Source organism: Pirellulaceae bacterium (assembly GCA_029243025.1).
GTDB lineage: Bacteria > Planctomycetota > Planctomycetia > Pirellulales > Pirellulaceae.
The window spans coordinates 354,568-367,539 of record JAQWSU010000045.1 but is presented as its reverse complement, the minus strand read 5'-3'; the positions used below and the strand labels follow the sequence as shown (position 1 = coordinate 367,539).

The window sequence follows — 12,972 nt, the reverse complement described above, 5'->3', positions numbered from 1 at the left end:
AGGCAGTCGTTTGATCGGCTGCCTGTTTGTTTCTAATTTCTCGAGCCGGGCGTGACTTCGAGCTTGAGTCGTTTGCCCTTTCGTTGCACGACAATCTTGGTTGGTTGACCAATCTTTAATGCTTCGATTGCGTAAGTGTAATCATAGATGTTCTCGATCTTTCTGCCTGCTAATTCCACAATGACGTCCCCACCTTTCAGGCCAGCCAGGGCAGCGGGGCCCTTTTTCGCCACCCCTGAGATTTGTAGCCCTTTTACGTCGGATTCGGCGTAGTCCGGTATGGTTCCCAGATAGGCCCTCAAGTTGGCCCGAGTCTCTTTGGGACGCTCTTGCGAAACATAGTCGGGCGCATCATCACGACTGGCGATGGAACGAGTTACCAAACCCATGAATTTTGCGATCTGGGCATTGCCGTCGTAGTTCAGCTTGTCCGGCGTATCTCTTGGCGTGTGGTAGTCTTCGTGGGAACCCGTAAAAGCGGATAGAATCGGAACTCCCCGGATAAAGAAAGTGCTGGCATCCGTAGGAATAAAGCTGTCGTTTTGAATCGTAATGGGTAACCCGGTGACGGCATTTCGCCGTTCAATTTCACCTTTCCAAACGCTGGAAGATCCGACGCCTTGGAGAATGAGTTTTTTGTCCAATCGTCCGACCATGTCCATGTTGATGCAAGCGGCGATTGTGGGGTAAAGGGACGGCGCCTCGGGGCCTGCATGAGGATCTCCAGCCAGCGCATGAGGATCTCCAGCCAGCGCATGCGCGTGGTGATCGTGACTTGGAAGCTGAAAAGTTTTCGCGAAATGGCTGGAGCCGATCAGTCCTTCCTCTTCGCCTGACCATGCCGCAAAGATAATATCTCGTTTGATCGGTAGCTGATTGGCTTCCTTGAGCGAACTTAACCATTGGGCGACTTCCAGCATTGCGGCGACGCCCGACGCGTTGTCATCGGCTCCCCAGTGAACGCCCTGTTGTTCATCGTCTCGAGCCAGCGAGGAGCTGCTTGGGCCGGAACCCAGATGATCGATGTGAGCCCCGACAATCACAATTTGTTTTGAAGGCTGCTCGCCTACCTGCAGGCGGCCCAAGACATTTCGTCCTTGATGTTCGATTTGCTCAATGTCGATGTTAGCTGTGACTTGCACGCCTTCAACCTCAAAACCCATCTGCGGGTCACCGCTATCTAGCTTGGTTTGGAGATCTTTCAGTGACTTGCCGGTGGATTTGAGCCACGAATCGGCGACCTGGTCGGAAACGCTGATCACGGGCAGGCCGCTCCCCGCTAACGATCCGTCGAAGCGAAATGAAGCGAGTTGGTTTTTGACACCCGAAGTCGGACCGCTGACAACGATCAAGCCGCGAGCGCCACGCTCCCTTGCTGTCATCGCCTTAAATCGCAGGCTCGAGTGACTTGCCAAGTGCTGACGGCGTTCAGGGCTGATATCTTCCGGCATAAACCGAAAGACCATGATCCACTTGTCTTTTACATCCAAATGCACAAACGAGTCATACTCGGCTTGACCATCATCGCTAGGTGCGACGATGCCGTATCCCGCGAAAACAACGGGCGCTTTATTGACGGGGCCGACTTTGGAAAACCCCAGCGGGGTCCAATCTTTTTCAAGCTGGTAGGAGAGGTCGCCAGCCTTCAGTTGATTGTCTTTGCCCAATGCGACGCCTGAAGCAAATTCAAAGCATTGGAACCAGCCGTCATCGTCACCGGCGGGGCGAAGATCAAGCTGGTCCATGTAAGCTGCTACGTAGGCCGTTGCAAGTAATTCACCGCGAGTGCCGGTGCGACGTCCATTCAATTCCGGTCGGCACAGATAGCCAACGTGACGAAGGATGTCCTCGGGATTGCAGGTGGCTGTCGTGATTCGTGACGAGTCCGCGGCAGCATCCGCGGCCACGGATACGTCCGTCCCGGGTGAGTCGTTGCGTGATAACCCCAGTCGTGCTAACGCGGCGTCATGGTCCCAGTCCGATAGGAAGATTTGAGACTGTTTTCCTCGAGTCCGATTTGTTGTCCAAGCAAGTTGCTTTCCATCAGGCGTGAAAACTGGCAGTCCATCAAAACCATCGGTGTAGGTGACACGGGTGGGCTCTCGCTTTCCCTCACTGTCGACTAAATAGAGTTCGAAGTTCCCGAAGCCGTGGACGTTCGTGGCGAAGATGAGATATTGGCCGCTAGGATGATAGTAGGGCGCCCACGACATGGCACCCAAGCGAGTCAGTGTGCGGACATCGCCGCCATCCGTGTTCATCGACATGATCTCGGCGGTTGCCCCGTCAGGCGAAAATCGGCGCCAGCAAATTCGCTTGCCATCGTGTGAAAAGAATGGGCCGCCATCATAACCCTCCACGTTGGTTAGCTGTTGAACGTTGCTGCCGTCGGCATTCATCAGATAGAGGTCAATCATGGACGCCGGATCCATCTTGAATCGTTCACGCTGCGTTGGAGTAAGATCTTGTTGATAGGCGTTTCGGTTTGAGGCAAAGACGATGTGTTGCCCGTCCGGAGACCAAGAAGCTTCTGCGTCATAGCCCTTCGTGGAGGTCAAGTTCGTGTATTCTTGGCTGTCCGTGTCGTAAGAGAAGAGGTCGTAATTCTCGTCGTAATCCCACGAATATCGTCGTTCTTTGCCAGACTCGCGGAATTCGAGTTCTTCCTGTTGTTTGGCAACCGCTTTGTCGTCCTCGTGGGTTGACGCGAAGAGGACTTCTTTGCCGCTGGGGTGAATCCAGCCGCAGGTTGTCTTGCCATGACCTGGTGAAACTCGGTCCACATCGCCTGTCTCGAAATCGAGTAGATAGATTTGAAAGAATGGATTCTTTGTGTCTCGTTCACTCTGAAACACCATCTTCGACCCATCTTGGCTGAAATAACCTTCGCCCGCCCGACGTCCCTCGAAGGTCAATTGACGTGTGCCGGACAAAAGTTGACCTTCCTGTTCAGCAGAGTCAATCGAGTTTGTCGACTCAGGCTGGTCCGGATGTTGGGCGGTTGACGGATTGCTCAAAACGCCCAGGCAGGCCAGGATCAAACACAGTTGTAAGGGATATTGGACAGTCGGTTGCTGAGTTAACATGAGTTTCTCGGTTCCTCAAGTTCATGTCCGGTGCGGGAAGGCGTGTCGAAATCCGTCGGCCGATTGCTAGAACGCGGGGGCGACTGGAGCGGATTCCAAGCTGGTCTGTTCCTATATCATAGCCTTGTCCACACTGCTTCGTAGCCCGCGTTGGTGGCCTCCGCCCGGACCGTCCTGAGCGGCTTGCTCGCAGAGCTCAAGAACCGCCCCTTTTACTCCGTTCTCGACGCCCCATTTTTGCTATCATAATGCTGTTATTTTGAGTGTTTTCAGCCATCCCACCATTGCTGACGATACTCGCGTCCATCTCGCTTTGTCCGTGTTTTAACCCTTTTGGCAACTGGAAACGAACGAGTCTATCCCATGTCCCGACTTTTGTTGCTTATCCCGTTCGCGATTGGAATGACCGTGACACTTAGTACATTTGCTGAGGTCAATGACTGGCCTCAGTGGCGAGGTCCCGACCGGACGGGGCTTTCGCAAGAGAAAGGGCTGCTGCAAGCTTGGCCGGAAGGCGGGCCGCCTCTGTTGTGGTTGAACGATAATTGCGGAATTGGATACTCGGCACCCACGGTTGCGAAGGATCGTCTGGTTACCATGGGAGCTCGTGATAAGGTCGAGCAATTGATTTGTCTCAATGCCAATACGGGGGAGGAATCATGGGCGATTGATGTTGGCGACAATTATGAAAATGGATGGGGCGACGGACCGCGTTCAAGTCCAACAATTGACGGAGATCGTGTCTTTGCGCTGGGAGCCAATGGAAACTTGATTTGCGCGGATCTAACAAGTGGCCAGGTCCAATGGAAAGTCAGTCTGGCTGACTTTGGCGGCAGCGTGCCAAATTGGGGCTACTCAGAATCGGTATTGGTGGATGGGGATCAGTTGGTTTGCACGCCGGGGGGCGACGAAGGCGCGGTAATTGCTCTCGATAAACGAACAGGAAAAAAGATTTGGCAATCGGAGAGCTTCACCGATGCTGCTCATTATTCCTCAATTATCGCTGCTGATTTCGACGGGCGACGTCAGTACATTCAGCTGACTCAGCATAGCGTTGTCGGCATCGACGCGAAGACAGGAGACGTGCTTTGGCGGACGGATTGGCCAGGGCGGGTTGCCGTCGTACCAACGCCCATCTACAGCGACGGCCATGTTTACGTTTCCTCCGGATACGGTAGCGGTTGTGACTTGTTTGAAATCGGTGCCGACGGAGAAGTGACAGGTGTCTATGGTAAAGAAGCCAAGAAGGTGATGAAAAACCATCACGGAGGAGTTGTTCTGGTAGATGATCATTTGTTCGGATACTCCGATGGTGTTGGTTGGGTATGTCAGGAATGGATGAGTGGTGAATTGGTTTGGAGGGAGCGTGAAGCGTTCGGCAAGGGCGCACTTTGTTATGCGGATGGCCGGCTGTATTGTTTGAGTAAAGATGACGGCTTCGTTGCTCTGGTTGAACCGACGGTGGATGGCTGGCGGGAGCACGGCCGTTTCAAACTTGATCCTCAGACCGAGTTGCGCAAACCGAAGGGTCGGATCTGGACGCACCCAATTGTTGCGAACGGTAAGCTCTTTTTGCGAGATCAGGAGCTATTGTTCTGTTACGATGTGAAGCAACAGCAATAGGTGACTTGAGGAACCAGGCGGAGAACCTTCAGGGGGCTCAACCGTAAAACGAGTTAATCAAAATGCAAATCATGCAAAACGTCATTCCGATTGGCCTTCTGTTTATCTCGAGTGTGGCGTTGGGCTGGGAGACGAAGAGCGGATCGTCATCTTCGGATCCGCCAGCAGCCAGTTCAAAACAAGATTCGGATTCAAAGAATGCATCTGAGACTTCTGCTGAGGAATCAACCAGCGACGAGGAGCCCGATTCGCAAGAAACCTTGGCCGGCCATTCATTTCATGGTGAGGTTTTCAATGAGGGGCCGCGCCAAGCGGCTTACCTGATGGAAGGGACGGGGGTGATTAACTTTCCGGTGGCCTCCAAGGTGCCTGAGGTTCAAGAATTCATCAATCAGGGAGTTGGGCAGTTACACGGATTCTGGTTTTTTGAAGCCGAGCGTTCTTTTCGCCAAGCTGCCGCCCTTGATCCTGATTGCGCCGCGGCCTATTGGGGAATGGCGATGGCCAATGCCAATAATCGCGATCGGGCTAAGAAGCTGATTCAGAAAGCCGTTGATCGCAAATACCTTGCAACAGATCGAGTGTGCCGCTACATCACCGCTTTGTCCACTTACTTGAATACAAAGAAGGGAAAGTCAGCGACAGAGGCTTACGTCAAGGCATTGGAGAAAATCGTCTACGACTATTCCGATGATTTGGATGCGCAGGCTTTTATCGCGGTCGAGTTGTGGAAGGGACGGCGCGATGGGATCAAGATTACGAGCCATCTGGCCGTGGACGGTTTGATTCAACAGGTCTTGGATGTCGAACCCATGCATCCGGTACATCATTACCGAATTCATCTTTGGGATGCAGAAAAGGCGTCTCGAGCCCTCGGATCGTCAGCGTTGTGTGGACAATCTGCGCCTGCCATCGCCCACATGTGGCATATGCCTGGTCACATCTATGCAAAATTGAAACGCTACTCAGATGCTGCTTGGCAACAAGAGGCCTCGGCACGTACCGATCACGCACAGATGATGCGAGATCAATTGTTGCCCGATCAAATCCATAACTTTGCTCACAATAACGAATGGTTGATTCGGGACTTGATTCACATCGGTCGGATTCATGATGCGGTTGACTTGGCGAAGAATATGACTGAGTTGCCTCGACATCCAAAGTACAATCTGGTCTCAAAGGGAGGGTCGAGCGCGGCGTACGGAAGGACCCGATTATTTCAAGTGCTGCAAGCGGCCGAATTGTGGAGCGATGCAATTTCTCTGGCTGACAGCCCCTACCTCGAACCTACCGACAGCTTTTCCGAACAAATCAAGCAGCTGCGATTGCTGGGACGGGCCTATTTTCGTTCGGGGGATTTCGCGAATGGCGCCATGATCGTCGCCGAACTGGAGACACAGCTTTGCGAGAAGTTCGCTTCGCGCGAACAAAAAGTCAGCGACGCTGAAGCAAAAGCCAAGCAAGAGAGCAAGGATAAAAAAGCCACGGAGAAAATGGTGAAGGCAGCCCGCCGTAGCGTGGATTTGGAGATTCGAAAAGTCGAACGATCGTTGCAGGAAATGTACGGACACTTAGCCGTGCAAAGCGAAGCGAATGAACTTGCGATCGAAATGTTCGACAAAGCGGGTGAGGTGGACCGCTGGTATCTCGCGTTCCTCCAGCTCCAAGCGGGAAAAACCGACGAAGCAATCAAACGGGTTGCTGATTATGCCAAGAGTCATCCGGGCGAGTGCTTGCCGCTTGCGCACAAGGCACACATTCTCTGGCAAGCTGGTAAGCAGGACGAGGCGATGGAAGCCATGAAGGAATTGCAGGAAAATGGTGCCGAAATCGATCTTGATATTCCAGGCTTTCAACGTCTAAAGCCGATCGCCACGGCGATGGAATGGTCGGAAGACTGGCGACCCGAACTGAAGCGAGCCGATGATCTGGGGGATCGGCCGGAGCTTGACACGCTTGGACCGTTTCGTTGGCAACCGAATGCGGCGCCAGCCTGGTCGTTGCAGAGTGATCATGGAGAGACAGTGTCGCTGAGTGATTACCGGGGCAAACCGATTGTTCTGATCTTCTATCTTGGATATGGATGCCTGCATTGTGCCGAGCAGTTGCAAGCTTTCGGGCCTGAAAGGCAAAGATTTATAGATGCCGGCATCGAGTTGTTGGCGGTCAGTTCCGACGACCAGCCTGGATTGCAAAAATCACGAGAAAACTACACCGATGGAAATATACCGTTTTCGCTGTTGGCCAACCCAACGTTAGACGTTTTTAAGCAGTATCGCGCTTATGATGATTTCGAAGATCAACCCTTGCACGGAACGTTTGTCATCGACGGCAAAGGTAGGATTCGTTGGCACGATATTAGTTATGAACCTTTCATGGATCACGAATTTGTTTTGAAAGAAGCGAAGCGATTGCTGGCGCAGGACGCCAAGGACTCGTCGCCTCCGCTAGTGAAAGTTGCGCGTTGACCCGATCAACCTCTGGCTTCGTCACTCAATAGTGAAAGTGTTTGATCGTTTCGCCCTTCTTGCCAATTTCTGAGAGGGCATCGATACCAATATCGAGATGCAGGTTGGCCCAGTCACGCGTGACCTTTGCATCGCGGGATTCGGTTTTGACTCCGTCGGGTGTTAAGGGTAGGTCGGAGACCAATAGCAAGGCACCGCGTGCGATTTGGTTCGTGTGACCGACAACGAATAGAGTCGCTGTCTCCATGTCGATCGCAATTGCTGTCATGCTGCGTAGCGTTTCTTTGAAATCCTGGTCGTGCTCCCACACGCGACGATTCGTTGTGTAGACCACTCCGGTTCGGTAGTCCAACGATCGCTCCACCAGCTTCTCGGAGACAAATTTGTGGAGTTTGAAGGAGGGAAGGGCGGGGACCATGGACGGCAAGTAGTCATCCGATGTACCGTCGCCTCGGATTGCGGCGATTGGCAAAATGAAGTGGCCGATTTCCGTCGACCGTTTCAGTCCGCCACATTTACCCAAGAAGAGCACTCCCTTGGGATGAACGGCTGTCAGCAGATCCATCACGCTGGCAGCATTTGGCGAACCAATACCAAAATTGATCATCGTCAATCCGTTGCTGCTGGTGCTGGCCTGCATCGGACGATCTTGGCCACGGATCTCGCAGTCGAATCGTTCTGAGAAACGATCCAGATAGTTGCGGAAGTTTGTCAGTAAGATGTATTCGCCAAACTCTTCCAAAGGCATTCCTGTGTAACGTGGCAGCCAATCCATCACTAATTCGCGTTTGCTGACCATGAGGTACCCTTTCTGTTGTTTCGACGGTTCGGAGTCGAAAAGGTGCAGTGGTCGGATTGTTAGATCAAGCGATTCATACTCGAGAGTCCGAGAGGCTCCCGGCAGGCAAATGGTTCACCATATTGAGTGCCAATGGTCTTGCCCCAATAGGCTGCTTCGTCGCGGAGTCGCTCGAGAAAACTGGGGTTCAAATGCTCCCGCCCCTTGATGAATTGACTTTTAAAGCAGGCAATGGCTGCCAGCTTTTGTTCCCACTGGTTGCTAATGTCGAGTACGAATGCGGGTTGGGGAGCGAGTCGCAGGTGGACACAGTAATAGTTGTAGATGCGTTCGGGGTGGTGGGGGTCACCGGGGATGTCACTCTTTGTTAATTTTGCCCAGAAGCGAGCGGCTTCGACCAATTCGGTGGCGGCTACGTGATCGGGATGGGCATCGGTCCAGAACGGGGCGAATAGCCACCGCGGCTTGGTTTCCCGGATCACGCCGGCCAGTTGGTGTCTAGCTTCGAGTGTCGCTTGAAGTGCCCGGTTGGGAAGACCCAAGTTTTTTCTCCAGCTGAGTCCCAGGATTTGGCTGGCGGCATGGGTTTCGGCTGCCCGAATCTCGTGACTACCATGCGGCGTCGGTTCGCCGCTCGTAAGATCGAGAACCCCAACACGATGGCCTTCGGCGAGCAACTTCAGGATGGCGCCACCCATGCCTAATTCTGCATCGTCCGGATGTGGTGCAATCACGAGTACATCCAGTGAGTTTTCCATCGATGGTGATGCTCCTGCCAATTGAAATTGGGGAATGGGGCGAGATAATCTCGTGAAATTAAAAAAAGGGCACGAGCCTCAATCATGATGCTCGCGCCCTAGTAGGTCAATCGATGTAATGTCGTGACTAGAGGGTATAGCCCGGTCGGTAATCGCGTTTGACGAACGAAGCCAATTCCGGCATGTTCGTGCTCTTGAGATTCTTGGCGTCCCATTCGACTCGCTTGCCGTCACCAACCCAAACGGCCAAGTTGCCGAGCAGGATCGTTTCGGTCAATGGTCCGGCATAGTCGGGGAAGTTTGACGTTGCTGGACCTTTGCCATTGATCGCGTTGATCCACTCGGTGAAGTGGCCTGGCGACTTGTCGAATTCGACTTTGGGCTCTTCAATGCCGCCCAACAGTTTGTAACTGTTGCAGTAGTCCTGAAGACCGTAAAGAGAACCGTTCTCACCGATGATTAAGGCACCGCTGGACTCCGGCTTTTCACCACCAAACAAAGATGGGTCAGGACGCTTTCCGCCGTCGTACCAGGTCAATTTGACCGGGCCACGCTTGTCGTTGGCCGGGAAGTCGAAGTCGATGATTGACCAACCTGGGTAGGTTTCTTTGTTATGACCGGCGGTTGTGGCTGTCACGGCAGTAGGATCACGTAGATCAAGCGCCATGAATGGCATATTCAACGTGTGGCAAGCCATGTCGCCCAGAGCGCCCGTACCGAAATCCCAGAAGCCACGCCACTTGAAGGGGTGATAGGCTTCGTGGTAGGGACGGGTCGGAGCCGGACCGATCCATTGGTGCCAGTGAACGTGATTGGGGACACCACTGACTTCGCTGGGACGATCCGTGCCTTGCGGCCAAACGGGGCGGTTCGTCCAAACGTGAACCTCTTTGACGTCACCGAGTACGCCAGAATTCGTAATGGCGGAGGCTTTGCGCAAACTGTCCAGGGCTGTGCCCTGATTTCCCATCATCGTTGCTACGCCCTTTTCGCGAGCAAGATTCCCCATGACTCGAGCTTCATGGATGCTGTGTGAGAGCGGTTTTTGGCAGAAGCAGTGCTTGTCATTCTTCATTGCCATCACGGCCGCCACGGCGTGATTATGGTCCGGTGTACTTACCGTTACTGCATCGACCTTGTCGCCCATTTCGTCGAAAAGTCGACGGAAGTCGTTGTATGGCTTCGCTTCTCGGAAACGCAGGCCCGCTCGCTTGAGCGTGTTGTCATCGACATCACAAATTGCCACGACTTTACCGTTACGGCCCGCCTCCGCCGAATCGCTTTGACCTTTGCCGCCGACGCCAATACAAGCGAATTGAATCTGTTCATTCGGGGATTTGCTTTGGGCGCTGGCGACACCACCAGCAACCCAGTAGCCGACGCCTGCCGCCGCAGAGCTCTGCAAAAATTTACGACGATCGGGTTTTATTGCCATGACAATCTTCTCCTTCAAGGTAATCGGTAAAATGGAAGGGCACTTGAGGTAGGATCAAAATAATGAAGTCACAAGAAGTGATTCGCCCCGAGTTTTTAGCGGTCCCGTATTATACAAATATTCACCCTCTTTTGGAAACCTTTCCTGTTTTCGCTGTCTTCGGCATAAGTTGTGCCCTTCCTGCCCCGTTGTTTCCGTTCCGACGGCTGAAAGTGAGATCATCAAGCCTGGAAAGGCTCAGAAGAGGTAGTTTTCCAGGAAATTGCGACTTGGGCCGGCTTTACGACGAGCCACCGCAACCGTTAGCCTGAAGGGGGTACAGGGTTGAACGTCGTTTCTCAGCTATGAAACCCCCATGATTGTTATCTACGCCACCCACGCACCTAATGTTTGCGGCCGAATTGCGTGTTGGTGGGATTGGTTTGCGACGGCTCGCATAAATTCGAAATCGGCCCGGAGAAATTGATCGATGAGATTGCCAAGATTGTTGTTAACTCTTCTTTTCAGTTTGAGTCTCTTGAGCTTGGCCGGATGTCCGAAAAAAACGCCACCCGAGGGAGACACTTCATCGGGTGCAGCGGGCGACAAGGGGTCATCCGGTGCTGCGACGGCTTCGGCGAGCAGTGTGGATAAGCCGGCTCCCAAGAAAAATGTCGTGCCGGACCCTCCCGAGTTAGTGGAACGACTCGAGTCGAGTGGCGTTTTAATCACCCGCAACGCAGATCAGCAAATCACGGGAATTTCTTTCTACGACGGTAAACTGTCGATTCCCGTTGCGGATGCCGATTTGGAGCAGTTGCACGAACTTAAGAAGCTACAACAGCTGAGATTGTTTGGTCGTGATGTATCCGATGTAGGAATGACACACATCGCAAAAATCGAATCGCTGAAAGATCTGACGCTCGAGAAAACAAATGTGACAGATGCGGGATTGGAAACCATCAAGACGATGCCCAATTTAGCCGCACTGAGTTTGCCCTATGCCAGCGTGGGAACGGAAGGTTTAACTTCCATCGCCCAACTCCCCAAGTTGCGCTCGTTGCAGTTGCTGCGAACCTTGACAGACGATGAAGGGCTCTCCAAGCTCGCTAATGTGGATACGTTGGCTTCGATCGATTTACGTGACACACAGGTAACGGATGATGGTTTGGTTCATCTCAAGAATCTGAACCGATTGAAGAGTATCAAGCTCTCGACCGATCGAATTTCTGATCGTGGCATGGAGCATTTGAAAGATTTGACGAATTTGAAATCGCTGCAGCTGGATCTCTCAGCTGTGGGAGACGAAGGTCTTGAGCAGCTCCAAGATCTCTCCAACTTGGAGGAACTCTATCTCTACAAAACGCAAGTTTCGGATTTGTCTAAGCTGAAGGCGTTTCCCAAGCTTCGAATTCTCCGGCTCCGTGAAACCTTTGTTACGGACGAGTCACTAGAGAGTCTTGCCGGGCTTGAGAACCTGGAGAATCTTGACCTTAGTGAGACGGCCATCGGCGACGCTGGGTTGGAGCACATCAAGCATTTGCCAAAATTGAATCGTTTGAATCTTTGGTTCTCTTTGATCAGTGATGAAGGTCTCAAGCCGATCGGCGAGATGACGGAGCTGACTTGGTTGAACCTGGATAAGACGACGATTACCGATGGGGGATTGGCCGCTCTCGGACCGCTCCAGAAGCTCAAGTGGTTACACGTTGGCTCCAATAACTTGACAACCGAATGTGTCGGTAATCTGGGGCAATTGAAGGCGATGAAGGACTTGATTATTACCTTCAATCCAGGAATTTCCGCCGATGGTCAAGCGGAATTGCAAGCGGCTTTGCCCGACTGCAAAATCGAGTTCTAGTGTGACTGTTTTCATCAGCAGATGAAATCGTGCCGGGCCTGCATTGTTAGACGAGCAGGTTTTGCTTTCGGCCTGCGATTTTGTGTCTGGAGAATTCGCGAGTTGGCGGTGAGAGTTTTTGCACGGCAACTCGCGTTTTCATCTCGGGGATCGCTTGCCCACAATAATTGCCCGTGACTGGAAACGTGTTGCGGGGCAATGAGGCAGTGGCGACGGTAACGTGCTCATCAGCGACGGCAATTCCGACAGAGGGATCAAAGCCTCGCCAGCCGGCGTTCGGAAGGTAGGCCTCGACCCAGCCATGCAATTCATTCGACTCGTCAGGAGTTTCATTCAAGTGGTAGCCGCTGGCGAATCTGGCGGCCATCCCAACCGACCGGCAGGCATCGATGAATAACACGGCCGTGTCTCGACAGGCACCCGCGCCCCTGCGCAGCGTCTCGTGGGGTGTGAAAGGGTCTCCCGAGTCACGATATTCAAGTTGGATTTGATTGCAGATCTCTTGATTTAGATCGATGAGAAAGCGGACGGGATCCCCTGCTGCGAGCTTTGAGATCCGGGACGCCAGTTCTCCAACGCGATCAGCGCAGGCGGGCCGTTTGTCCCGGCAAAGGTAATGCCGTAGTCGTGTTTGGTCAGCCGGGTCATAGAGATGAGCGAGACTCAGGCCTAAGTGTGGCTTGAGAAAGTCGAATGGATTGGGTCGGATCGTGTTGACTGTGGCGGCGACCTTGATCGATAACTCCCGGTGGTTGCCCTCGAACCAGGCAAATCGAACGAGATTGTCTTCCAAGTCGAGTTGCTCTGTGAAACCTGCTGGTTTCGGGTCCAGATCGAGTTGAAAAGATTGGGTCGTTTGGCTGCCGTCGTTCCGTGGTTGAAATCGCAACAGATGAGGTTGGATTTCAACCGGCGCGGAGTAACGATAATGGGTTTCATGTGTGATGTGGAGTAGCACGGCTT

Annotated in this window: 8 protein-coding genes; 3 read left to right on the top strand and 5 right to left on the bottom strand. The window is 53.0% G+C overall.

What is annotated here, in order from left to right; all coding sequences use genetic code 11:
- Positions 1-32 precede the first annotated feature (32 nt).
- On the bottom strand, positions 33-3,086 hold the full coding sequence (locus P8N76_20335; GenBank protein ID MDG2384032.1) for a M20/M25/M40 family metallo-hydrolase: 3,054 nt from the start codon (positions 3,084-3,086) through the stop codon (positions 33-35).
- A gap of 363 nt (positions 3,087-3,449) precedes the next feature.
- On the opposite strand from P8N76_20335, the gene P8N76_20330 reads away from it, so the two are divergent.
- Both P8N76_20330 and P8N76_20325 read left to right on the top strand, forming a co-directional pair.
- The gene (locus P8N76_20330) at positions 3,450-4,709 is read left to right on the top strand and encodes a PQQ-binding-like beta-propeller repeat protein (protein MDG2384031.1); all 1,260 of its coding nucleotides are present in this window, start codon (positions 3,450-3,452) and stop codon (positions 4,707-4,709) included.
- Positions 4,710-4,771: 62 nt separating this feature from the next.
- The gene (locus P8N76_20325; protein ID MDG2384030.1) at positions 4,772-7,177 is read left to right on the top strand and encodes a peroxiredoxin family protein; all 2,406 of its coding nucleotides are present in this window, start codon (positions 4,772-4,774) and stop codon (positions 7,175-7,177) included.
- 25 nt (positions 7,178-7,202) lie between these two features.
- Here the strand turns inward: P8N76_20325 and P8N76_20320 are convergent, their stop codons facing one another.
- The 3 genes from P8N76_20320 to P8N76_20310 form a co-directional block, all read right to left on the bottom strand.
- Positions 7,203-7,976: an AMP nucleosidase gene (locus tag P8N76_20320; protein ID MDG2384029.1), complete on the bottom strand. Its 774-nt coding sequence runs from the start codon at positions 7,974-7,976 to the stop codon at positions 7,203-7,205.
- 59 nt (positions 7,977-8,035) lie between these two features.
- Entirely contained in the window at positions 8,036-8,734 is a 699-nt protein-coding gene (gene bshB1, locus P8N76_20315; GenBank protein ID MDG2384028.1) for a bacillithiol biosynthesis deacetylase BshB1, read from the bottom strand.
- Between the two features lie 127 nt (positions 8,735-8,861).
- Positions 8,862-10,169 carry a Gfo/Idh/MocA family oxidoreductase gene (locus P8N76_20310; protein ID MDG2384027.1) on the bottom strand — a complete coding sequence of 436 codons (1,308 nt, stop codon included), beginning with the start codon at positions 10,167-10,169 and terminating at the stop codon, positions 8,862-8,864.
- 469 nt (positions 10,170-10,638) lie between these two features.
- Here P8N76_20310 and P8N76_20305 point away from each other — a divergent pair, with 469 nt between their 5' ends.
- Positions 10,639-12,009 carry a hypothetical protein gene (locus P8N76_20305; protein ID MDG2384026.1) on the top strand — a complete coding sequence of 457 codons (1,371 nt, stop codon included), beginning with the start codon at positions 10,639-10,641 and terminating at the stop codon, positions 12,007-12,009.
- 46 nt (positions 12,010-12,055) lie between these two features.
- Here P8N76_20305 and P8N76_20300 read toward each other — a convergent pair whose 3' ends face one another.
- A complete protein-coding gene (locus P8N76_20300) occupies positions 12,056-12,967 on the bottom strand; it encodes a transglutaminase family protein (protein ID MDG2384025.1) in 912 nt (303 codons plus the stop codon).
- Positions 12,968-12,972 lie beyond the last annotated feature (5 nt).

Bases quoted from the DNA above. Each gene is read 5' to 3' on its own strand.
- P8N76_20320 (MDG2384029.1), bottom strand. From the start codon at position 7,976: ATGGTCAGCAAACGCGAATTAGTGATGGATTGGCTGCCACGTTACACA.
- P8N76_20305 (MDG2384026.1), top strand. From the start codon at position 10,639: ATGAGATTGCCAAGATTGTTGTTAACTCTTCTTTTCAGTTTGAGTCTC.
- P8N76_20330 (MDG2384031.1), top strand. From the start codon at position 3,450: ATGTCCCGACTTTTGTTGCTTATCCCGTTCGCGATTGGAATGACCGTG.
- P8N76_20310 (MDG2384027.1), bottom strand. From the start codon at position 10,169: ATGGCAATAAAACCCGATCGTCGTAAATTTTTGCAGAGCTCTGCGGCG.
- P8N76_20335 (MDG2384032.1), bottom strand. From the start codon at position 3,086: ATGTTAACTCAGCAACCGACTGTCCAATATCCCTTACAACTGTGTTTG.
- P8N76_20325 (MDG2384030.1), top strand. From the start codon at position 4,772: ATGCAAATCATGCAAAACGTCATTCCGATTGGCCTTCTGTTTATCTCG.
- bshB1 (MDG2384028.1), bottom strand. From the start codon at position 8,734: ATGGAAAACTCACTGGATGTACTCGTGATTGCACCACATCCGGACGAT.